The organism is Pseudotabrizicola formosa (genome assembly GCF_002900965.1).
Taxonomy (GTDB): Bacteria; Pseudomonadota; Alphaproteobacteria; order Rhodobacterales; family Rhodobacteraceae; genus Pseudotabrizicola; species Pseudotabrizicola formosa.
The window spans coordinates 1-20,919 of the sequence record NZ_PJOM01000007.1; the positions used below are offsets into that span (position 1 = coordinate 1).

The window sequence follows — 20,919 nt, forward strand, 5'->3', positions numbered from 1 at the left end:
GAGATGACAAAGGTCGCCCCCACCGCGATGATTGCGATAAAGGCGGACCGGGTGACCACATTGGCAATATTGGTGCCGCTGAGAAAGCTGGAGTTGAGCATCACACCGGCCAGGATCACGATGGCCAGCGCAAGGAACGGGCCCATGTCGGCCCAGCGAAAGCGGCGGGGAGCGGCGGCGGCTTCGGTCAGAACACTTGTGGTCATGCTGTTTTCCTTCCGGCCTGCGCCGATCCGCTGGTGGCGGCGTAAACCACATTCTGTTCCGTCACCTGATCGCCCGAAAGCTCCGCCACGATGCGGCCTGCGCGCATCACCAGCACCCGGTCAGACAGGCCGACCAGTTCAGGCAATTCGGATGAAATCACGATGCAGGCCTTGCCCGCGCGCACCAGTTGGTTGATGAAGTCGTAGATCTGGCTCTTGTTGCCGATGTCGATGCCGCGTGTGGGCTCGTCGATGATCACCACCGAAGGATCGGTCATCATCACCTTGGCAAGCAACAGCTTTTGCTGATTGCCGCCCGAAAGCTGGCCGGCATCCAGATGCACCGATCGCACGCGGATGTCATAGGTTGCGACGGCCTGTTCCAGCGCCGTCGATTCCTTGCGGCGGTCCAGCGTCAGGCGGCCGTGCACGATGTCCATGGCCTGCAGCGTGAGGTTCGGGGCCAGCGGTTCATCCAGCAGCAGGCCCTTGCCCTTGCGGTCTTCGGTCAGGTAGACCAGCCCCGCGGTCTGCCACGCGCTGACCGAACGATGCGCAACTTCCTTCCCGTTCAATATGTAGCGGCCCTGCGCCGGGCGCAGGCCCAGCAAGCCTTCGAACAATTCCGTGCGTCCAGATCCGATCATTCCGCCGATACCCAGCACTTCGCCGGGGTGAACCGCAAAGCTGCCCTCAACAGCCCCATGATCGACCACAAGGTTGCTGACCTGCAGCACCGGGACAGCTGACGGAGCTGGCCGCTTGGGCGGGTAGAGCATGTCCAGCTTGCGACCGACCATCAGCTCGGCCATGTCGCGCTGCGACAGACCGGCGGCGGGCCAGGTGCCGATCATGCGGCCATCGCGCAGTACGGTGATACGGTCAGCCAAGGCTTCGACCTCATCCAGCCGGTGCGAGATATAGAGCACCGCGACGCCCTGCTCGCGCAGGCCACGCACCACGGCCAGCAGGGCGGCCACCTCGTCATTTGCCAAAACGGCGGTAGGTTCGTCAAAGATCACGACTTTGCGCTGTTCCAAGAGCGCGCGGGCAATCTGCACCAGCTGCCGCTGCGCCAGCGGCAGGCTGCCGACCCGGTCGGACGGGTGGCAATGCGCGCCTATGGCCGACAGAATCCGAGCCGAACGCCGGTTCATTTCGCGGTCGTCGACCACCCATCTCCGGGTCAGCTCCCGGCCCAGAAACAGGTTCTGCGCGACCGACAGATCACCCGCCAGAAGAATTTCCTGATGCACCAGCACCACACCGGCCGCCTCGGCCGCCGCGGCATCTGCAAAGCCGACCCGATGGCCAGCCATTTCCAGATGCCCGGCTGACGGCTGGACATGGCCTGACAGCAGTTTCATCAAGGTTGATTTTCCAGCACCATTTTCGCCGATGATCGCGTGAATCTCTCCAGCACGGACATCCAGCCCCACCTCTGACAGAACCGTGATCGGACCGTAGGCCTTGCCCAAGGCCACCGTGCGCAGGGCCGGTGCCGCCGCTGTCGGCAGAGCGGCAGCAGAGCCGGGTATGGGCAGGGTCTGAGCCATCGTCATTCAAACGCAGAGAGCAGGCGGTCACGCGACCGCAGAATGTGTTCGCGCATGGCGGCCTCGGCGGCAGGCGGGTCGCCCGCGCGGAAGGCGGCAAGCAGGCTTTCATGTTCGCCCAACGCCTCTTGGGTGACGCGGGTGTGAAACATCAGGCGGAAGATGTGCAGATGCACATGCTGATTGAACAAGGTGAAGCGGATCACATCATTCCCGGCAATTTTCAGGATGGCATCGTGAAAATAGGCGTCGGCGCGGGCAAAGCGGGAATAGCGGCTGGTGCGGTCCACCGGGGGTTCTCCGTGGCCCATGTCTGCCGCCGCATCCTCCAGCAGTTTCAGTGAGTCAGGCGTCATGTTCAGCGCAGCCAGCCGTGCACCCTCGGGCTCCAAAAGAAGCCGGAAGGTGTACAGATCATCAAACTGTTTGCGGGTCAGCTGCGGTGCTGCCGAATAACCGATCAGATGTTCCTTGCGCACCAGCCCTTCACGTTCCAGCCGCGACAATGCCTCCCGCACCGGTGTCTGCGACACGTTCAGATCGCGGGCGATGACATCAATCGGAATGCGCGCACGCGGCGCAATTTCGAGCGACATCAGCCGTTCGTAGATGTTGTCGTAAACACCATCGACCACACTCGCCGGGCGTATGGTTGCTGCCCTGTCCTTCGTCCGGTCCGCTGCGACTGCCATCTGCTCACCCTTTTGATTTGCGGCTTGATGCGTCGCAATGAGTCGCAAATATGATATCGAATGTCAAACACAATATCATATACGATCTGATATAGGATTATGGACCAAGATGTATTACACCCGGTCACATGGGTCGTCGCACCACAGGTTTGCGGGCACTGTACAATGCCTGCCCCAAACGGGAGGAAACGGAAAACATGGAATATTTCGGTACAATCAGGGCGCCGCGAGAGATTCTGTTCGGCTTTGGCCAACGCCGTGCACTTGGCGCCATCGCGCGTCGTTTGGGGCGGCGCGCCTTGGTGGTCACGGACACGCGGCTGGCCGCTGATGCAGACTTCCGTGCCATGATCGCGGACCTGGAGAGTGCGGGGATCGTGGTGCGCATCGAAGCGGGCACCTTGCCGGATGTTCCGGTTGAGTCCGCCGTTGCCGCGGCTGCGGCGGCGCGTCCTTTCGACCCCGATCTGGTCATTGCGGTTGGCGGTGGTTCTTGCCTCGACATGGCCAAATGTGTCGCCCTCCTTCTGTCGCATGGCGGCAAGCCGCAGGACTACTATGGCGAGTTGAAAGTGCCCGGCCCGGTTTTGCCGCTCATCGCCATACCGACAACTGCAGGAACCGGGTCGGAGGTGACACCGGTCGCGGTGCTGTCCGATGCCGAGCGCAGTCTGAAAGTCGGGATTTCCAGCCCATATCTGATCCCCGACATCGCGATATGCGACCCGGACCTGACCCTGACCTGCCCACCGGGCCTGACGGCAATAGCGGGGGCCGATGCTTTGACCCATGCGATCGAGGCGTTTACCGCGGCCCGGCGCCCGGTCACTGATGGGTTGACCCAGGAACGTGTCTTCATCGGCAAGAACGCCATTTCAGATCAGTTCGCGTTGCGGGCAATCGCCTTGCTGTGGGAGGGGCTGGAAGCGGCCTGCGCCGTGAGCACGGACCTGACGGCCCGCGCGCAGGTGATGCAGGGTGCCACATTCGCCGGACTGGCCTTTGGCGTCGCGGGCACCGGGGCGGCGCATGCGATCCAATATCCGGTGGGTGCGCTTACCCATACTGCGCATGGGCAGGGCGTGGCCTGTCTGATGCCCTGGGTGATGGATTGGAACCGCCCAGTGATCGGCCGTGAACTGGGACAGATTGCCACTGCCATCGGGCTGGCAAGCGGAGATGACGTCATCCCCGCGGTTTCCGCCCTGTTCCGGCGCATTGGAATTCCGCCAACCCTTTCAGACCTTGGCCTTGCACAGAACCGTCTTGCCTGGGTCGCCGAACAGGCCTGCAGCATTGAACGCCTGATCCAGAACAATGCACGCCCCATTGCCCGCGCCGACATGCTGCGCCTGTTGAGCTCTGCCTTTACGGGCAATCGCAGCTTGATGGCCACAGCCTGACCCATCTCTTCAAGGATAGATCATGCCACTCGAATCTCTCACCCAAATCGCGTTTTCAGATCCCGCTCTGCATGCCAAAGGTCTTTTTATCGGAGGGGAATGGCTGCCCGGACGCGGCATCCCTGTCATCAACCCGTCAACTGCAGAACAACTGGCCGAGGTGGCGGACGCCTCGGTTGCCGATGCGATGAATGCGGTCGCTTCCGCCCAGACCGCTGCGGCAGGCTGGCGGGCGACGCCACCCCGCCAGCGTGCAGAGGTTCTGCGCCGCTGGTTCGGGCTGATGACCGACCATGCCGAAGATCTGGCCATGCTGATCTCGCTCGAGAATGGCAAATCCCTGACCGATGCCCGGGGCGAGGTCGCCTATGCCGCTGAGTTTTTCCGCTGGTATGCCGAAGAAGCTGTCCGCATCGCGGGCGAATTTCGGCAGGCCCCTTCCGGAGCGAATCATATTCTTGTCGATCACGACCCGATCGGCATAGCGGTCCTGATCACACCGTGGAACTTTCCGGCCGCAATGGCGACCCGCAAGATAGGCCCTGCGCTTGCGGCCGGCTGTACCGTTATCCTGAAACCGGCCTCTGAAACGCCACTGACCGCCTACGCCATGGCACGTCTGGGCGCGATGGCGGGCGTTCCTGCCGGTGTGGTCAACGTGATCACCACCAGCCAGCCGGGCCCCGTGGTCAATGCCATGCTGGCAGATCCACGCGTGCGCAAGCTGTCCTTTACCGGATCCACCGGGGTGGGCCGGGTGTTGATCGCCGAGGCAGCAAGGACCGTGGTATCTTGCTCCATGGAACTGGGCGGCAATGCGCCGTTCCTTGTCTTTGATGATGCGGATTTGGACGCCGCTCTCGATGGCGCCATGATCGCCAAAATGCGCAACGCAGGTGAAGCCTGCACGGCAGCCAACCGCTTTTACGTGCAGGCCGGGATTCATGATGCCTTTGTCGCGGGCCTGACCAAACGCATGGCTGCGCTGAAGGTGGGGCCGGGAACAGACCCGGCCACACAGGTTGGCCCGATGATCACCACAAAGGCGGTCGCAAAGATCGACCGGCTGGTGCGTGACGCAGTAGCGGGCGGGGCCAATGTGACCACGGGCGGCATGCCCCTGCCCGGGTCAGGATATTACTACCCACCAACGGTTATCGAGAATGTCAGCGCAAACGCCGAAATCGCGCGGGAAGAGATTTTCGGGCCGGTGGCACCCGTCTACCGCTTCGACAGCGAGGCGCAGGCGATCACGCTCGCCAATGCCACCGAATACGGGCTTGCGGCCTATGTCTATTCGCGCGACCTTTCGCGTGCGCTGCGGGTGGGCAAAGGCATAGAAACCGGCATGGTCGCCATCAATCGCGGCCTGATGTCGGACCCGGCCGCCCCCTTTGGCGGGGCCAAGCAAAGCGGGCTGGGGCGTGAAGGCGGGGTTACCGGGATCATGGAATATCTGGAACCGAAGTATTTCGCTGTAAATTTCTAAGAGGGCCGATGACACAGGATCTGTACCGCAACCGAGATTTCATTCCGGATTTCGATGCGCTGATGGCGGAAATTGCGGCAAGGTCAGCCGAGCTTGCCGCCAGGGTGACCGTGCAGGCCGATGTCCCCTATGGCCCGGACCCAAGGGCCCGGATGGATATTCTGTTTCCCCCAGGCGTGAAGAATGGGGCCCCCGTGCACATGTTTGTCCACGGGGGATATTGGCGGTCCGGCAGCAAGGCTGATCACCACCTTGTCGCGGCCCCGGTTCATGCTGCAGGGGGCATTGCTGTCATCACCGGCTATGGTCTGATGCCCTCGACCCGGTTGGGGGCAATCGTGGCCCAGATCCGCAGCGCGGCCCGACATATACTTGCGCTGGCCCCCACCCTTGGGGCTGATCCTGCGCGCTTTACCGTCAGCGGTCATTCTGCGGGTGCCCATCTGGTAAGCTATCTTGCCGCCCGAGGCCTGAAAGAACGCCCCGCGCCCGACCTTCCTGACATTCGGGGCATTCTCATGGTCAGCGGAATTTACGATCTGTCCGGCATTCCGACCAGTTTTCTCAGGGATGAAACTGCAATGACTACAGAGGAAGCCCGTGCCTGGTCGCCTCTGAGTGCCGCTCATCGGCCGGGCGTTTCGAGAGTCCTCACCCGGGGCACCCTTGAAACCGCACCATTTCAGGATCAGGCGCGTGCTTTCGCGGCCCTTCTTGATCACCATGGTCGGCCTAGCACCTTGCGCGAAGAGGCCGGCCTGAACCACCTGAGCATTGTTCTGGCCCTCTCCAACCCATCCAGCGCGCTTGGCGGTGTTCTGTCAGCGATGACAGCGGGTGAAGCCTAATCCGTCATCTGCCCATAGCAGTTCCAAACAAAGGTTCCTCATCGCGCTTTCTCGTTAATTTTCACCACATAAGCGCCGCGCTTGCGGAGATGCAGGTATGTCCGATAATCTTGCATTATCGGATCCAGAGGTAAGACGCTTGAAAATGCCAGTGGCCAAGCATGGAAGCCGCCTTCCACCCCTGCCCTGCCTGCGGCATGCACTTTGGCTAAAATGGGTTCTCCAGCATCACACCGGTTGGCACGAAGTCACTGACATTCCCGGTCACGACCGTGGCACCGCGACGGAGCGCCGATGCCGCGATCATGAGATCGGCCCCGTTGTGACCGATCTCTGCAGTCAGCCGACCCCAGATCCGCGCATCCTCGGCCTCAAAAAACAAAATGCGGTCTGAGAACAGGAGCACGGTTCGATCAAGCCAAGCCTTCAAATCACGCGCGAAGTCTGGATCTCTTGCCTGTTGTTGACGAATGCCGCGCTCAATTTCGCCAAGTGTTATGACGCTCAGATACAGGTCTTGTTCCGCCCTCCCCCGCAGCCATGCCGCGACTTTTGGTGCGCGGTCCGGACGGCGAACCGCAGAAATGACATTGGTGTCGAGGATGTACATCAGAAAGACACATCGCGTGGCTTTGCTTCGAGGCGGGCAAACTCCCCTCCTGGGAAGGCCATCAGATGATCGGCAAAACTCATCCGCGCGCTGACCGCACCCTCAAGCAGCCGATGGTATTCATCAGCCGACAGGATCACCACTGCGGGCTTGCCCCGTCGCGTCACTTCTTGCGGCGTTCCGGCGAGCGCCGCGTCGACGACCGCGCTGAACTTGTTCTTTGCATCCTGAACCGTCCACATTGCCATTTACCTGTCTAGCTGGATGTCTAGCTAGATATCGTGCAGCGTGATGCGGTTGTCAAGACAAGCTGTCCCGTATCGCTGTTTGAACGGTTGGTGATGAAACTTACTCCCCATCAAATCTGGCGCTGCGCGATTCATGCTTTAGCCTGACGAAGCCTGATCAACATCCGCACGCACGGGATAATGTTTCCATCAGACCGCGCTGGTGTGGCGGAAGGGTTCATCCTCCAAGAGCACCTCACCCCTGCCCCAAGCCCGGACTTGATGCACATGATTGCGTTCACCCAGAAGGTCTTCTGCTGCTCCGGCGACATTACGGCGCAGATCTCATTCAGGGCAGAGGCCACTTCGGTCTTTTTCGCGGCCTTCGCATCGGGTGGGGCGACTTAACAGCTGTTAAGTCATGCGAGGAATGCCCACGTACATTTGATGCATTAACAGCTGTTAAGCCGCATTGCGTCTGGACATCAGCGCCATGACCATTGGCCCGCAAGAGAACTCGCCCGCAGCGGCCTTGTTCGTCAGAGCGCGCAGATATCCCCCCGGCGATTTGATCTCAGCAAAGCGCTCCAGCATCGCGACAACAACTATCGACGCCTGTTCTGGGCCCATGCAGCGCTGTGCTTCGTCCCAAGCGGAGGCGCTGATCCCCATTGCCGGGCGCACTTGGCTGGCCGCGGCGAAAAGCTGATGCCAGTGTCGGATTTCGCCTGGATAAAAGGTCTTGAGGGACGGACAGCCCGCAATCACCAAATGGAGCGGGATCTTGGGTATCCGTCTGGTGTCTGGCGCTTCACTGTCAGCCTCAGCCTCGACAAGGACCGCTTCAGGCTCATCGATATCCGCCTTGCCGTTTTCCAAGGCATGTTCAAAATCTATAGAGTCTTTATTTGAATTATGATGGTGATGCTCAAAACGGGCATCATTGGTGACCATATTCTCTGTTTCAGCGCCATCGATACGGTTGCGCGCCTGGTCGAGCAGCGTCTCGAGAGAGGTCCGGTAAGTCTTCAGATCGTCAAGAGATAGCTTGCGCCGAAGAGCGCGCGCTATGAGGGCCGCCGTGTCGTTCAGCTGGTCCCAGAGGCCAAGACCGGGAAGCATCTCTTCGCCGAACTCTGCCAAGGCCGCCACGTCGCGCCGCATGAGGCTCACAATCTCCCTGAGCCGGCGCACACGGTCTTCAGCTTCACGCACAGCCTCTGCAGCGCGTGCAATCTCTTCTGCCCGGCAATAGAGCGGAGAAAGGTCGAAGCCGAAGGCCACGCGCTCGTCACCATGCTTGCGGATGTAGCGCTTCCCGTTGGGACTGTCGCGCCGCATGAGCAGCCCAGCCCCAACCAGACGGCTGAGGTGGCGCCGCATCGTCGAGCAGGGCATGCCGTTCAGTCGTTCGCAGATCGTTTTGTTGGACGGGAAAACGACCATTTCAGCATCGCCCCCAAGTGCATCATTGGGAAAGAAGCTGAGCAGCCCTTGCAGAACGGTCAGATCACGCTCAGAGACCCCAAAGGCAGCCTGCGCCTTGGACAGTTCGCGAAGAAGCGTCCACTTGTTTACGGGCTTGCCGGGCACAGAAGCTACTGGACGCTCGATCACACGCAGATGCGCATACGAGATCGGCCGCTTGAACGGCGAAATCGGTGTATACTCCATGATGTCATTCACGAAGGCAAAATTTCCCTGGCCCGCGAATCGCTTTACGCTTGCGGGAAAAGGGCCAGATCGCTACAGTCAGAGGTGCGAAAACTGAGTTTTGTAGCGGGCTGGTCCCATACGAAACCTAAGAAAGGTCTCGTGAAGCATGCTTCTCGGGGCCTTTTTCTTTTCTGCCTGTCTCGTGCCTCCTTTTTTTGGTGTTGCTCTTCCTCAGTCTTCCGAACGCTTCCAGCGCTCGTGAAGTTCGGCAATCAGCTGCGGGGCCTTGCCCTCAAGCCAGCTGACAAAACCCGGGTCATCAGCCTTCAGGTCAAGCTTGAGCTGCCTGCCGCGACGTGCGGTAATGACCACCGCAGCACCGACACCTGGAATGACCACACACGGCTCATTTCGGGGCTGCGATACGGGGGAGGGGCGCTTGGCCTTAGCCGCTGCCGCCAACACTGCTAAAAATGCTGCATCAGAGGCCTCCTCCACACCTCGAGAATGGGAGGACTTGGCTCCGGTCGCCACTGCCGCGAGGTGTTGACGGTCGATCTGCGCATCGCTCATCGCCTTCTTCAGATCTTCCCATCGGGGCCGCCCGATGCCGGGCGCCGCTCCAATCGCAAGGATAAGATCTTCGCCGACAGTGCGCACGACGCCCAACAGCTGCGAAACACCAGCTTCGGTGAGATTGAGAACCTCTGCCACACCCTTGTTGGTGCGTTCAGTCTCGCCGAGGTGATCTCCATTCAGCAAAGCGGATGCCACCAAGGCGCGTTCGATGAAACTCAGGTCCCGCCGCTCCTGGTTCTCCACCAGCTGATCCCGGAGCGCCTGATCCCCGTCCATTTCTGTGACGATGGCACGGACCCTGAGTCCAAGCTCCCGGCACGCCTCCAGCCGGCGCCGACCATAGATGAGGCTGTAGCGATCCCCGTCAAGCGGGCGCACCAAGATGGGCACCCGCTGTCCGCTTCTCGAAATCGAGGCTTTCAGGCCATCAATCTCGATCTGCAAGCGGTCGTCCAGCCTGCCGGTGGTCTCTATCGTGTCTGGATCAATCTCGAATACGCCGCCCCGAAGTCGGCGCCCCTCAAGGGCGTCTGGCGCGTTGCGCAAGGTCTGCAGCGGCAGTCCCAGTTTAGGCCTTCTTGCCATTGCGTCCCCACGTGCTTTGAACAATCGCAGCGATCTCGTCGTTGACGGCGTTCATAGACTCGATTGCGCGGTCAAACGTCTGGCGCGTGAAGTCCTTCTTGTCTGCTTCGTAAAGGGTCTGCTTGGTCAGCCCGGCATCCGAGATCGCCGTCGACTCGACCATATGGTTGGTCAAGACCGACCGGCCAAAAAGTCCCCGAATGAAGGCAATGACCTCCGTCTGAGGCGCATCACCCACCTTGTATCGGGTGGGCAGAAAGCGCAGCCAGTCAAAGCGCAGATTGGCGCCTGCATCACGGATCACACCGAGCAAGTCTGCCGTCATGCGCAAAAACTGCGACATGGACATGAGGTCGAGCATTTGAGGATGCACGGTGACCAGCACACCAGAAGAGGCAGACAGCGCAGACATGGTCAGAAAGCCGAGTTGCGGCGGGCAGTCGATCACGACCACATCGTAGTTGCTCTCGACACTGGCGAGCGCGTCCCGAACTCTTGCAAAAAAAGCGCGCGCGCCGCCGCGCTGGATCGCAGCCGGTGTCTCGTGCTCAAACTCCATCAGCTCAAGGTTGCCCGGAATAAGGTCAAGGCCGCGGATGTAAGTCTTTCTGATCACGTCGGAAATAGGAACGGGGTCGTCGTATCGAACCGCGTCGTAAAGTGTCCCGCCTTCCATCAGATCAAGTTCGGGCTGGATACCATGCAGCGCAGACATGGAAGCCTGAGGATCAAGGTCGATCGCCAGAACGCGATACCCCTTGAACGCCAGTCGCTGCGCAAGATGCGCCGATGTGGTCGTCTTGCCGCTTCCGCCCTTGAAGTTCACGACAGAAATCACTTGCAGCTCATCACCAGCGCGTCGCCCTGGCACATATGTTCCAGGCCTCTTAGCATTTGCCTCCAGGCTATGCCGAATCTCCCAGATATCATCGAGCGTGTAGCGTCTGTGGCTGCCCGCCGTGGTCTCCACATCCGAGATCTTTCCTTCGCGGTGCAGCTTGCGAAGGTAGGTGTGATCGACCCCAAGGAGTTCTGCGGCCTCGCCACTGCTGAGGCTGCGCATAACCTTCTTGGCATCTGGCGGAAAGTGAGCCGTGCGCTGCGCACGCAAATTGGAAGCAAGGAGCTCCGCAAAATGGCCAATAGCGATGTCGAGGTCTTGTTCTACTGCGCTCATACCCTGCTCGATCCGTGGGCGCGGTTTTTATGTGTCCGCGCGGTATTTTTCGAGACTATTGCCCGAGCAATCAGATTCGCGCAAGCTCTTTCTAGATCTGGTGCGGTAGCGTACAACACCCACAAGGATCACGGGACCCCAAAGTCAGACCTGTACAGTCACCAGGTGCCGCGAGAAGTTTGCGTCATAAGGGTTCGCAAAGGCGGGCGGGGCAGGGGGCTTTTGCCGATGTGCGGAATCACATCAGCCATTCGACCGGCAGCCAGCCGACGACCCTCACGGCAAGGCGCTTCAAGGCGGTAGAGCCTGGCTCGTCAGTCACTACAATCTGACGCGCCGTATCGGTCCAGATCACCTGGCCATGCCGGAGACCAACCTGCCAGGCGGCCCCTGACAGCCCCATGTCAAACACAGCATGAAGCGCCCCCGCAAGCCGCGGACTTTCGATCAGGATGCCCATCTCGGTGTTCAGCGTGGTCGACCGGGGGTCAAAATTGAACGAGCCGACGAACAGCCGCGCGTCATCAACGGCAAAGGTCTTTGCATGCAGACTGGCCTTTGACAGGCCCATGCGTCGACGCTTTCTGCCCGGGCGGTCAGGCGCCGCACCGGCATGCAGTTCGAAAAGCCCAAGGCCGGCGCGTAGCATCGCACGACGACGCTTTACATAGCCTGCATGTACGGCGACCACATCGGTTGCCTCAAGACTGTTGGTCAACGCGCGCACCGCCACACCGCGCGATGTCAAGGTGGTAAAGGCGTCTAGCCCCGCCTTGCCCGGCACCAGATAGGGAGACACCAGATCGATCCTTCGCTCGATCCGACCGACAGCCTGCATCAGGCGCGTGGCCAAAAGATCTTCTAGCGGCACCGCACCCAATCCTTTGACCGGATCATCGCTGACAAGCACCGCATGCGTCCATTCCAGCTCCAGACGACCGTTGTTGATTTCGGCACAGAGTTGGGCGCTGTTCAGGCCTGCAAGGTGATCACCAAAATGCGGGCTGTCACGAAACCGTGCCAGCCCATGTGCGATCGGGCTGCCCCCGGTCGCCGTTCCGATGATGGGACCGGCCGGATGCGCCGAAAGGCAAGCCCAGTAGCGGTCAAAATCCTCGGACACCGCAGGCACGATGGCACCCGTCGCCAGCACATCCAGATCGACGAACAGCGCATCGTCGCCAGTGTCAAAATACCTGTCGCCCACATTGCGCCCGCCCAGGATCGTCACAACACCATCGACCGTGAAGGACTTGTTGTGCATGCGCCGGTTCAATCGAAAGAAGTCGAAGGCATAGCAAAGGGCCTTGGCCCGACGCAGAGGAAAAGGGTTGTAAAGTCGCACCTCAACATTCGGATGCGCTTCAAGCTCTGCCAGTTCCGGATCAATCCCCGCAGTGCCGAGGTCATCCAAAAGCAGGCGCACCCGCACACCGCGATCGGCTGCACGCCGAAGGGCGTCCAGCAACATGTATCCGGTGAGATCGGCGTACCAAATGTAGTATTGGGCATCGATTGACGATACCGCCGCATCGGCAAGGGTGATGCGTGCCGCAAAAGCCTCGGTCCCGGTCGACAAGGGCCGGACGCCGGTCAACCTGCCCGGCGCCTCCGCGCTATGCCCGATGGCGCGGGCGATGGCGCCGGTGCCAATCGGGGGCAGGGCGGTGCTGTTGACACGGCCGGAGAGGGGCGGTGTCCGGAACGTCCTGCGGGCCAGAACCACGCAAACAATGGCAAACGCCAGTCCGACCAGCAGATATGCGGCCGCGCCGGTCATTCCGCGCCGGCCATTTGCGCCAGGCTGGCATGCGCCAGATGCCGGAAGCGCGCGATAATCGGGCGATGATCCGACGCGATGATCGCCTGCGGCTCGACAACAACGCTGCTGCTCAGCAATTCCAGATCGCGGCTATAGGCGATGCGGTCAAGGTTGAGAAAGGGGCGGCCCGAGGGAAAGGTGGGTCCGGGGCTGTGCAAGCGCAGCCAGTCGGGCAGCGTTTCAAATCCGCGCCGGTCGCGCCATTCGTTGAAATCGCCGGCGATGACCGTTGGCCTTGGGTCAAGCTCGGCGAGCCGCGCGGCGATGAAGCCAAGCTGCTTGCGGCGATTGCCGCGCAGAAGGCCCAAATGCACCCCGACAACGCGCACCGCATGATCACGCACCTTCAGATCGGCGATGACCACACCACGCGGCTCCAGTGCCGGCAAGTCATGCAGATAGATCTTGTCGACCTCGATCCCGGGTCGCTTCAGCATGGCGATGCCATGCCATCCCAATCCGACCGCTGTCGGGGTCAGATCGATCACCTCAAAGGGCCCGATCCTGCCATGAAGGCGCGGCAGGGCGGCAGGACGGGGGTGCATGCGAAAATCGGCTTCCTGCAACAGCACGACATCGGCGTCAAAGCCAACGATGGCGTCAATCGTCCGCGCCGGACGGCGACGAAAATCGCGGCCAAGCCCGGCGCGAATGTTCCAGCTGGCCACCGTAAGCTGGGTCATGACTGCAGATCCATTTCGGGCTGGGGCTGGCTGTGTAGCGGGGTCATGGGCGAAACCTACGCATCTTTCGCCCGCTTTCCAAGGGCCAGGTCAGGCTGCGCCTTGCCCTGTCGGATCAGCCGGTCTCGCCGCCCGTCCAGACCGGGCGCTTGAGCAAAAACGTATCGCGGCTGCGCACCCAGTCTGACCCGTATGAGCGGGCGACCAGATCGAGCGCCGGGGTGTCGATATGCGCCTGATCCGGATTGAGAATGAAGCGATCCTCAATGTGAACCGCGATCACCCGGCCAATCACCACAAGCTGCGCCGGTCCGGTTTCAACAATCGTATGCGTGCGGCATTCGAAGGCCACCGGACTGTCCGCGATGCGGGGCGGGGCCACATGGGTGCTGGGCGTGGTGGCCAGACCGGCAAGGGCCAGTTCATCCACACCGTGCGGTGCGTCAATGGCGGTAAGATTCGCCGCCGCTGCCAGCCGTTCCGGCACAAGGCACACCACGAATTCACCACTGTCGAGGATGTTGCGCGGGCTGTCCTTCAGCCCGCGTGCCGGATCGGCCAGCATGCCAAGCGCGATGGTGGGCGGGGCAGACCCCATGACGTTGAAAAAGGAATAGGGCGCGGCATTGATGCTCCCCGTGCTGTCTTGGGTCACCACCCAGGCGATGGGCCGCGGCATCACCGTTGCCGCCAGCAGCTTGTAGGCGATCGCGGGCGCGACCTGATCAAGATCCCAGCGCATCAGACCTCGCGCACCGCATGTTTGGCCCGGGTGTCGACGGTAAGCTGGAACACGTCCGGGCGGGCGTAATGGCCGGTCACGTCGAAATCATATTTGGCCCGCATCACGTCTGCCGGGTCGATCTGCGCATAAAGGATCGTCTCGCCCGAGAAATCCGGGCCAGCCAGAACCTGTCCCAGAGGCCCGATGATCGCCGAGCCGCCGCGCATCATTACCGTGTCGGGGTCATCCCCCAGCGCGCTTTCGTGCGCGGCGCCATAGGCGGCACGGGTGATGTGCTGACAGGCGGTGAGAACGAATGTGCGCCCCTCCATCGCAATATGTTGCATGGTCGGCAGCCAGGTGTCGCGATCATCGGCCGTGGGCGCGCAATAAAGGCTGACGCCCTGGTGATACATGTGCATCCGAAGCGCGGGCATGTAGTTTTCCCAGCAGATCACCGCGCCGATCGTTCCCAGCCCGGTCTTGAACACCGGCAGGGTCGAGCCATCGCCAAAGCCCCAGATCAACCGTTCGGCGGCGGTGGGCATCAGTTTGCGATGCTTGCCCACCAACCCCTTGTCACCGTCGAAGTAGAGCACGGTACAATAGACGGTCGCCCCGTCCCGCTCGATCACCCCGACCACGGCAAAAGCGCCGGTCTCCGCGCAGGCCTCGGCCAGCAGCGCGACTTCTGGCCCGTCAAGATCAATGGCCGCCGCATGATAGCGGGCAAAGGCCGCCCGGCCTTCGGGTTTGCGCATGCCGATGGGCGCGCCGAAGCTGGCCCCCTTGGGATAGCCGCCGATCAGCGCCTCGGGAAAGACCACCAGCCGCGCCCCCTTGGCCGCCGCCTCACGCAGGCGGGCGACGGCGGTCTGGGCGGTGGCCAGCGGATCATCGGGGCATGAGGCCATCTGGACGACGGCGGCGGTAAAGGGGGTCATGGGGTCACTCCGGTGTGGCGTCAATGATGGCGTGGCGCAGTGTGCCGATGCCTTCGACGCAAGCCACCAGCCTGTCGCCCGGCCACATCCACTCCTGCGGGCTGCGTCCCGCGCCCACGCCCGCCGGCGTGCCGCTGGCAATGATGTCGCCCGGCTCCAGCGTGATGCCCTGGCTGATATCGGCGATCAACTCATCGACCTTGAACAACATGTGCGAGGTATTGGACCGCTGCTTTTCCTCGCCGTTCAGCGTCAGCCACAGATCAAGCACCTGCGGGTCCGGAATCTCATCCGCCGTCACGATGCAGGGACCCATCGGGCAGAAGGTGTCCTGTCCCTTGGAATAGATCCACTGGCCGGCGCGCCGGCAATCGCGGGCAGAGATGTCGATCAGGACCGTATAGCCGAACACATGCGCCAGCGCCGCCTCACGCGCCACGCGCCGCGCGGTGGAGCCAATGATCACGCCAAGCTCTACCTCCCAGTCCAGTTGTTGGGTTATCTTCTTGTTGTGGTGGATCGGGCCATCCGGCCCGATCACCGATGTCGGTGGTTTGGAAAAGATCACCGGCTGTTTTGGCAGCGCAGCGTCGGTGTCCAGCGCCGCCGCGCTTTCTGCGACATGATCGAGATAGTTCAGCCCGATGCCGAACACGTTCTTGCGTGGCCGTGGGATGGGGGCAAGCAGCGTGACATTGGTCAGTGCCGTCGCGGTGCCGATCGGCGGCACGCTGCCTGCCCGTGCCAGCAGGGCTGACAGGGCGGCAAGGCCGGCGCGGCCCGAGTCGATCAGCCCCAGCATCGTGTCGGGCATCGCCTCGCCGAACGCCGCGCCAAGATCGGCCACATCCAGAACCAGATCTTCCGAGATCACCCCCAGGCGGGCGGCAGCTTCCACGCCAGTTCGATAGGTCACAAGCTTCATGGTTTATCCTTTAGGGGCTGATGGCCGTTGGTGTCAGTGAACGCCTGTTCACGATAAAGGCCAAGCGCGCGCATGACCGGCAGATCAGACAGGCAGAACAGGACGGCGTCTTCAGTGGCAGAGGCATTGGCATGTTCGTGCCAGGTCCAGGACGGCACACAGAAGATGTCGCGCTCTGACCAGTCATAGCGCTTGCCGTCGATGATCGAAAAGCCCGCCCCCTTGGCGCAGTGATACAGATAGCTGCCGGTGTGCCGGTGCGCGCGCGTCTGCTGGCCGGGGGCAAGGCGCTGCATCGACGCGCCCATGGTCGGCATCACCGGGCCATTGGTCGCGGGGTTGACGTATTCCAGCAGATGGCCATCGAAGGCCGAGCCCTCACTGGCCTCGGCATATTTCAGCAATGCCTCATAGGTCGGGGCCCATTCATACTTGAACATCGGGCTGTAAGGCTTTGACCAGTCAGCACTTGGCCGCAGACCCGGATTGCCCCAGGTCTTGGTCATGTCATCGACCGGAAAGGCGACGGGTTCGGTCCCCTGCGGGTGCACCTCATAGAAGTTCGCCTCCATCGCGTTGACAAAGGGAATGTCCAGCCCGTCCTGCCAGATGCAAGGCGTGCCGGAGGGGTCAACGGCGTGTTCGTGCCAGGTGCCGTTTGGGGTCAACACAAAATCATTGCGGCCCAACGTCATCTTGTGGCCGTCCACCACGGTATAGGCGCCCTCGCCCTCCATGATGAAGCGGATGGCGCTTGCCGAATGGCGGTGCGCGCCCGCCTTCTCGCCGGGGTTCATCACCTGCAGGCCGGCATAGAGCCAGCCCACTGCCGCCGAGACATCGTGACGCCCGGGATTGGCCAGATAGATCACCCGCCGACCGGCCTTTTCCGGTGTCACCAGTTCGACCGAGCGCAGCACATGGTCGCGCAGATCTTTGTAGCGCCAGACAACCGGCACAGATTGCGACTTGGGCTGCCAGGGCTCGATCTTGTTGGCGACCGTCCAGAGCGCGCCCGCATCAAAACGGGCCAGTTCGTCGTAATAGGCCAGCAGCTCTGGCGTATCCTCGACATTGGCGCGGCCCGCGACATCCTCGCGGTGGTTTTCATGCGGTCTGGCCATGGCGGTCTCCTTTCGGTTGCGGTCAGGATGGCGGCGTGGGTGGCATCCGGCAAGTCAGACTTTGGCGCGCAGATGAAAGCGCTGGATCTTGCCGGTCTGGGTCTTGGGCAGAGCGGTGGTAAAGACCACGCTGCGCGGGTATTTGAAGGGGGCAATCACCTGTTTGACATGGTCTTGCAATTGCTTGACCATCAAAGCATCGCCCTGATGGCCGGCAGCAAGCACCACATGTGCCTCGACGATCTGCCCGCGCTCGGAGTCGGGGGCGCCCACAACGGCACATTCGGCTACCGCCGCGTGTGACAGAAGCGCCGCCTCCACCTCCGGCCCGGCGATGTTGTAACCCGCCGACAAGATCATGTCGTCAGTACGGGCGGAAAAGTGGAAATAGCCTTCCTCGTCTTGCCAGAAGGCATCGCCAGTCAGATTCCAGCCGTCGCGGACATAGGCCGCCTGCCGCGGATCATCCAGATAGCGGCACCCGGTCGGCCCGCGCAGGGCAAGCCGGCCGATTTCCCCGCGGGGGACCTCATTCATCGCGTCGTCGACCACTTTGGCCTCATATCCGGTAACCGGTTTGCCGGTGCAGCCGGGGCGGTGATCGTCAAAGCGGTTGCTGATGAAAATGTGCAGCAGTTCGGTGGCCCCGATCCCATCCAGCATCGGCTTACCGGTGCGCTGTTGCCATTCCTCGTATACCGGAGCGGGCAGGGTTTCACCGGCACTGACAGCGGCGCGCAGGCTCGAAAGATCGGCCCCCTCTGCCATTGCCTTGAGCATCACGCGGTAGGCGGTGGGGGCGGTAAAGCAGACGGTGGCGCGGTGTTCCTCGATCATGCTGATCATGTTGGTGGGGCTGGCCTGTTCCAGCAGCGCCGCCGTGGCCCCAAACCGCAGGGGAAACACCGCCAAGCCGCCAAGGCCAAAGGTGAACGCCAGCGGCGGGCTGCCGATGAACACATCCTGTGGCGTGACGTTCAACACTTCTTTGGCATAGCCGTCAGCGATGATCAGCAGATCCCGGTGGAAATGCATCGTGGCTTTGGCTTCACCCGTCGTGCCCGAGGTAAAGCCCAGCAGCGCCACATCGTCGCGCCCGGTGCGCGCCGCCTCAAACCGCACCGGCTTTTTCAATGCGGCGCGGTCGAGTTCGGCATCATGATTGGCGGTACCGTCAAAGCCGATCACGGTTTTCAAGAATGCGCTGTCACGCGCGCACAGCGCCAGCTCGTCCATCAGCCGGGTGTCGCACAGCGCAAGGGTGATCTCGGCCTTGTCGACGATCTTTTTCAGCTCGCCCGCCCGCAACATCGGCATGGTATTGACCACCACCGCCCCCGCCTTGGTTGCCGCCAGCCAACAGGCCACCATCGCCGGGTTGTTGGCAGACCGGATCAAGACACGGTTGCCGGGTCGGACGCCATAATCGTCAACCAGGGCGGCCGCAATGCGGTTGGTCCAGTCGGCCAGTTCCTTGTAGGTGCGGCTGCGCCCGTTGCCGATCAGCGCGGTATGGTCGCCAAAGCCACGCTCCACCATCCGGTCGGTCAGCTCCACCCCGATATTCAACCAATCGGGGTAATCGAAACCCGCCAGATGCAGCACCGGCCAGCCCTCCGGCGCAGGCAAACGGTCGCGGGTGAAGGTGTCGGTGTGCCCTGTCGGACCCAGCATGTCGGTAACTCCCGGTTGGCCCCTGCCGTCTGACGCGGCGTTGCGGGGGTGGATGTCAGTCTGGAATGATGGCGGTGGCCTCGATCTCCACCTTGGCGCGGTCCTCCATCAGGGCGGTCACCTGCACCACGGCCATCGCCGGATAGTGCGGGCCGATGATGGCCTTGTAGACGCGGCCAAGACCCTTGAGGTCGGCATGGTATTCGTCCTTGCTGGTGATGTACCAGGTCAGTCGCACCAGATGCTCGGGCCGGGCCCCGGCGCAGGCCAGTACGGCGACAATATTGTGCAGGGTCTGTTCGACCTGGCCCACGAAGTCATCGGTTTCCCAGACACAGTCGGCGTTCCAGCCGACCAGCCCACCGGTGAACACCATGCGGCCCCGCGCTGCCATGCCATTGGCATAGCCCCGTGCCGGCTTCCAGCCTTCGGGATGCAGGATCTGTGCGGTCATGTCGCCTCCATGAATGAACGGATCGCCAGACGCATCGCGTCGGTCCAGGGTTGCGGGCGGCCAGCCGACCCGACGAAGACCAGCGTCAGCGCGGCCGTGATGCGCAGTCCGTCCGGCCCATGCGCCTCCATCCGCAGGTTCAACGACGAGGCACCCAGACGCAGGATCTCCATCCGCCAGTCCAGAAGATCACCCAACCTCGACGGTTTGTGGAAGGTGGTTTCCAGCTTTGCAGTGGGCACGCCTTCACGGCGGTCCATCATCGCCTCATAGGGCTCCTGCACCACGTCGCGGAAGAAATTTTCGGCGACCGAATTGGTCATCTCGAAATAGCGCGGATAAAACATGATGCCCGCAGGGTCGCAGTGGTTGAACTCGACTCTGATCTTGCGTGAATAGATCATGACGACGCCCCCAGAACTGACCGGGCGATCACGATGCGCTGCACATCACTTGCGCCTTCATAGATGCGCAGCGCGCGGATCTCGCGGTAGAGGCTTTCGACCGCAAAGCCCCTGCGCACACCGTCGCCACCATGAAGTTGCAAGGCGGTGTCAATCACACGCTGTGCGGCTTCGGTGGCGTAAAGCTTTGCCATCGCCGCCTCACGCGTGATCCGCGCCGCGCCAGTGTCCTTGGTCCAGGCCGCGCGGTAGATCAGCAGCGCCGCAGCATCGATCTGCACCGCCATATCGGCGATGTGGCCTTGGACCATCTGATGCTCGGACAGGCTGCCTCCGCCGGCGCGAACCCGCGCCACCCGCGCCAAGGCCTCGTCCAGGGCGCGGCGGGCAAAGCCAAGGGCCGCCGCGCCGACCGTCGAGCGGAACACGTCAAGCACCGACATGGCAATCTTGAACCCGTCGCCGCTGCGCCCGATCAGCGCCGATCTTGGCAGGGTCACATCTGTCAGCCGCAGATGCGCCAGCGGGTGGGGGGCCATCACGTCGATCCGTTCCACCACCTCCAGCCCCGGCGCATCTGCGGGCAGAAGGAAGGCCGACAGGCCACGCGCGCCGGGTGCCTCGCCGGTGCGGGCGATGATGACATAGACATCGGCAATCCCGCCGTTCGAAATATAGGTCTTCTCTCCGGTCAGCCGGTAGCCGCCCTGGACCGCCTCGGCCACCGTCGCGGTCTGCGCCACATCCGACCCCGATCCCGGTTCGGTCAGCGCGAAACCCGCAATTGCAGTCCCGGCCCGCGTCCTGTCGAGCCATTGGCGCTGTTCCGGCGAGCCAAACAAGGACACCGCCCCCATGCCAAGCCCCTGCATGGCAAAGGCGAAATCGGCCAGCCCATCATGTCGCGCCAAAATCTCCCGTGTCAGGCACAGGCTGCGCACGTCCAACGCGTCGCCTGCGGTGTGCTGCAACAGCCCCTTTTGCCCCAAAGCCGCGACCAGCCCGCGACAGGCCGCATCCACGTCGGAATGATCGACCGGCAAATGCGCTGCCGCCCAGTCCTCGATGACCGCCGCCAACTCCCGGTGGCGCGGCTCGAAAAAAGGCCAGTTGAGGAATGTCACATCACTCATGTCA

20 protein-coding genes and 1 pseudogene are annotated in these 20,919 nt (G+C 62.1%); 3 read left to right on the top strand and 18 right to left on the bottom strand.

The window, feature by feature from the left end:
- The 3 genes and pseudogenes from CXR43_RS16715 to CXR43_RS16725 form a co-directional block, all read right to left on the bottom strand.
- Nucleotides 1–206, bottom strand: a pseudogene (locus tag CXR43_RS16715) (ABC transporter permease); the annotation flags it as partial.
- Nucleotides 203–1,762: a sugar ABC transporter ATP-binding protein gene (locus CXR43_RS16720; protein WP_210402118.1), complete on the bottom strand. Its 1,560-nt coding sequence runs from the start codon at nt 1,760–1,762 to the stop codon at nt 203–205. The pseudogene CXR43_RS16715 and the gene CXR43_RS16720, both read right to left, overlap by 4 nt.
- 2 nt (nt 1,763–1,764) lie before the next feature.
- A complete protein-coding gene (locus CXR43_RS16725) occupies nt 1,765–2,454 on the bottom strand; it encodes a GntR family transcriptional regulator (RefSeq protein WP_103336167.1) in 690 nt (229 codons plus the stop codon).
- Nucleotides 2,455–2,651: 197 nt separating this feature from the next.
- Between CXR43_RS16725 and CXR43_RS16730 the strand changes: the two genes are divergently transcribed.
- The 3 genes from CXR43_RS16730 to CXR43_RS16740 are packed head-to-tail and all read left to right on the top strand — an operon-like array spanning nt 2,652 to nt 6,194.
- The gene (locus CXR43_RS16730) at nt 2,652–3,857 is read left to right on the top strand and encodes an iron-containing alcohol dehydrogenase (protein WP_103336370.1); all 1,206 of its coding nucleotides are present in this window, start codon (nt 2,652–2,654) and stop codon (nt 3,855–3,857) included.
- A gap of 22 nt (nt 3,858–3,879) precedes the next feature.
- Nucleotides 3,880–5,346: an NAD-dependent succinate-semialdehyde dehydrogenase gene (locus CXR43_RS16735; protein WP_103336170.1), complete on the top strand. Its 1,467-nt coding sequence runs from the start codon at nt 3,880–3,882 to the stop codon at nt 5,344–5,346.
- An 8-nt stretch (nt 5,347–5,354) separates the two neighbouring features.
- Nucleotides 5,355–6,194: an alpha/beta hydrolase gene (locus CXR43_RS16740; RefSeq protein WP_103336173.1), complete on the top strand. Its 840-nt coding sequence runs from the start codon at nt 5,355–5,357 to the stop codon at nt 6,192–6,194.
- Between the two features lie 208 nt (nt 6,195–6,402).
- On the opposite strand, the gene CXR43_RS16745 is transcribed toward CXR43_RS16740, so the two are convergent.
- From CXR43_RS16745 to CXR43_RS16820, 15 genes are all read right to left on the bottom strand, one after another.
- Entirely contained in the window at nt 6,403–6,804 is a 402-nt protein-coding gene (locus tag CXR43_RS16745; RefSeq protein WP_103336176.1) for a type II toxin-antitoxin system VapC family toxin, read from the bottom strand.
- The gene (locus CXR43_RS16750; protein ID WP_103336178.1) at nt 6,804–7,046 is read right to left on the bottom strand and encodes a type II toxin-antitoxin system Phd/YefM family antitoxin; all 243 of its coding nucleotides are present in this window, start codon (nt 7,044–7,046) and stop codon (nt 6,804–6,806) included. Before CXR43_RS16750 ends, CXR43_RS16745 begins: the two co-directional genes overlap by 1 nt.
- A 447-nt stretch (nt 7,047–7,493) precedes the next feature.
- A complete protein-coding gene (gene repC, locus CXR43_RS16760) occupies nt 7,494–8,705 on the bottom strand; it encodes a plasmid replication protein RepC (RefSeq protein WP_103336184.1) in 1,212 nt (403 codons plus the stop codon).
- Between the two features lie 213 nt (nt 8,706–8,918).
- A complete protein-coding gene (repB, locus tag CXR43_RS16765) occupies nt 8,919–9,851 on the bottom strand; it encodes a plasmid partitioning protein RepB (RefSeq protein WP_103336187.1) in 933 nt (310 codons plus the stop codon).
- The gene (repA, locus tag CXR43_RS16770) at nt 9,835–11,028 is read right to left on the bottom strand and encodes a plasmid partitioning protein RepA (protein ID WP_103336189.1); all 1,194 of its coding nucleotides are present in this window, start codon (nt 11,026–11,028) and stop codon (nt 9,835–9,837) included. The genes repB and repA overlap by 17 nt, the downstream gene beginning before the upstream one ends.
- A gap of 238 nt (nt 11,029–11,266) precedes the next feature.
- Nucleotides 11,267–12,808, bottom strand: coding sequence for a phospholipase D family protein (locus CXR43_RS16775; protein ID WP_103336192.1), 1,542 nt, complete (start codon nt 12,806–12,808; stop codon nt 11,267–11,269).
- Nucleotides 12,805–13,533: an endonuclease/exonuclease/phosphatase family protein gene (locus CXR43_RS16780; protein WP_103336195.1), complete on the bottom strand. Its 729-nt coding sequence runs from the start codon at nt 13,531–13,533 to the stop codon at nt 12,805–12,807. The genes CXR43_RS16775 and CXR43_RS16780 overlap by 4 nt, the downstream gene beginning before the upstream one ends.
- Nucleotides 13,534–13,648: 115 nt before the next feature.
- Nucleotides 13,649–14,275 carry a flavin reductase family protein gene (locus tag CXR43_RS16785; RefSeq protein WP_103336198.1) on the bottom strand — a complete coding sequence of 209 codons (627 nt, stop codon included), beginning with the start codon at nt 14,273–14,275 and terminating at the stop codon, nt 13,649–13,651.
- Nucleotides 14,275–15,201, bottom strand: a complete 927-nt coding sequence (locus CXR43_RS16790; RefSeq protein ID WP_103336201.1) for a carbon-nitrogen hydrolase family protein — start codon at nt 15,199–15,201, stop codon at nt 14,275–14,277. The genes CXR43_RS16785 and CXR43_RS16790 overlap by 1 nt, the downstream gene beginning before the upstream one ends.
- Before the next feature lie 4 nt (nt 15,202–15,205).
- On the bottom strand, nt 15,206–16,126 hold the full coding sequence (locus tag CXR43_RS16795) for a fumarylacetoacetate hydrolase family protein (protein ID WP_103336203.1): 921 nt from the start codon (nt 16,124–16,126) through the stop codon (nt 15,206–15,208).
- Complete coding sequence (locus CXR43_RS16800; protein WP_103336206.1) at nt 16,123–17,250, bottom strand: cupin domain-containing protein; 1,128 nt, start codon at nt 17,248–17,250, stop codon at nt 16,123–16,125. The genes CXR43_RS16795 and CXR43_RS16800 overlap by 4 nt, the downstream gene beginning before the upstream one ends.
- A gap of 54 nt (nt 17,251–17,304) precedes the next feature.
- Nucleotides 17,305–18,924 (bottom strand): AMP-binding protein, encoded by a 1,620-nt coding sequence (locus CXR43_RS16805; RefSeq protein ID WP_103336209.1) that lies wholly within the window; start codon nt 18,922–18,924, stop codon nt 17,305–17,307.
- A gap of 55 nt (nt 18,925–18,979) precedes the next feature.
- Complete coding sequence (locus CXR43_RS16810; RefSeq protein WP_103336212.1) at nt 18,980–19,378, bottom strand: RidA family protein; 399 nt, start codon at nt 19,376–19,378, stop codon at nt 18,980–18,982.
- Nucleotides 19,375–19,782: an acyl-CoA thioesterase gene (locus CXR43_RS16815; RefSeq protein WP_103336215.1), complete on the bottom strand. Its 408-nt coding sequence runs from the start codon at nt 19,780–19,782 to the stop codon at nt 19,375–19,377. Before CXR43_RS16815 ends, CXR43_RS16810 begins: the two co-directional genes overlap by 4 nt.
- Complete coding sequence (locus CXR43_RS16820) at nt 19,779–20,915, bottom strand: acyl-CoA dehydrogenase family protein (RefSeq protein WP_103336218.1); 1,137 nt, start codon at nt 20,913–20,915, stop codon at nt 19,779–19,781. The genes CXR43_RS16815 and CXR43_RS16820 overlap by 4 nt, the downstream gene beginning before the upstream one ends.
- Between the last annotated feature and the right edge of the window lie 4 nt (nt 20,916–20,919).

Excerpts from the sequence above, each read along its gene's own strand:
- CXR43_RS16745 (WP_103336176.1), bottom strand. The coding sequence starts at position 6,804 with ATGTACATCCTCGACACCAATGTCATTTCTGCGGTTCGCCGTCCGGAC.
- CXR43_RS16750 (WP_103336178.1), bottom strand. The coding sequence starts at position 7,046 with ATGTGGACGGTTCAGGATGCAAAGAACAAGTTCAGCGCGGTCGTCGAC.
- CXR43_RS16775 (WP_103336192.1), bottom strand. The coding sequence starts at position 12,808 with ATGACCGGCGCGGCCGCATATCTGCTGGTCGGACTGGCGTTTGCCATT.
- CXR43_RS16735 (WP_103336170.1), top strand. The coding sequence starts at position 3,880 with ATGCCACTCGAATCTCTCACCCAAATCGCGTTTTCAGATCCCGCTCTG.
- CXR43_RS16780 (WP_103336195.1), bottom strand. The coding sequence starts at position 13,533 with ATGACCCAGCTTACGGTGGCCAGCTGGAACATTCGCGCCGGGCTTGGC.
- repC (WP_103336184.1), bottom strand. The coding sequence starts at position 8,705 with ATGGAGTATACACCGATTTCGCCGTTCAAGCGGCCGATCTCGTATGCG.
- repA (WP_103336189.1), bottom strand. The coding sequence starts at position 11,028 with ATGAGCGCAGTAGAACAAGACCTCGACATCGCTATTGGCCATTTTGCG.
- CXR43_RS16740 (WP_103336173.1), top strand. The coding sequence starts at position 5,355 with ATGACACAGGATCTGTACCGCAACCGAGATTTCATTCCGGATTTCGAT.
- CXR43_RS16805 (WP_103336209.1), bottom strand. The coding sequence starts at position 18,924 with ATGCTGGGTCCGACAGGGCACACCGACACCTTCACCCGCGACCGTTTG.
- CXR43_RS16810 (WP_103336212.1), bottom strand. The coding sequence starts at position 19,378 with ATGACCGCACAGATCCTGCATCCCGAAGGCTGGAAGCCGGCACGGGGC.
- repB (WP_103336187.1), bottom strand. The coding sequence starts at position 9,851 with ATGGCAAGAAGGCCTAAACTGGGACTGCCGCTGCAGACCTTGCGCAAC.
- CXR43_RS16815 (WP_103336215.1), bottom strand. The coding sequence starts at position 19,782 with ATGATCTATTCACGCAAGATCAGAGTCGAGTTCAACCACTGCGACCCT.
- CXR43_RS16820 (WP_103336218.1), bottom strand. The coding sequence starts at position 20,915 with ATGAGTGATGTGACATTCCTCAACTGGCCTTTTTTCGAGCCGCGCCAC.
- CXR43_RS16725 (WP_103336167.1), bottom strand. The coding sequence starts at position 2,454 with ATGGCAGTCGCAGCGGACCGGACGAAGGACAGGGCAGCAACCATACGC.
- CXR43_RS16720 (WP_210402118.1), bottom strand. The coding sequence starts at position 1,762 with ATGGCTCAGACCCTGCCCATACCCGGCTCTGCTGCCGCTCTGCCGACA.
- CXR43_RS16785 (WP_103336198.1), bottom strand. The coding sequence starts at position 14,275 with ATGCGCTGGGATCTTGATCAGGTCGCGCCCGCGATCGCCTACAAGCTG.
- CXR43_RS16790 (WP_103336201.1), bottom strand. The coding sequence starts at position 15,201 with ATGACCCCCTTTACCGCCGCCGTCGTCCAGATGGCCTCATGCCCCGAT.
- CXR43_RS16800 (WP_103336206.1), bottom strand. The coding sequence starts at position 17,250 with ATGGCCAGACCGCATGAAAACCACCGCGAGGATGTCGCGGGCCGCGCC.
- CXR43_RS16730 (WP_103336370.1), top strand. The coding sequence starts at position 2,652 with ATGGAATATTTCGGTACAATCAGGGCGCCGCGAGAGATTCTGTTCGGC.
- CXR43_RS16795 (WP_103336203.1), bottom strand. The coding sequence starts at position 16,126 with ATGAAGCTTGTGACCTATCGAACTGGCGTGGAAGCTGCCGCCCGCCTG.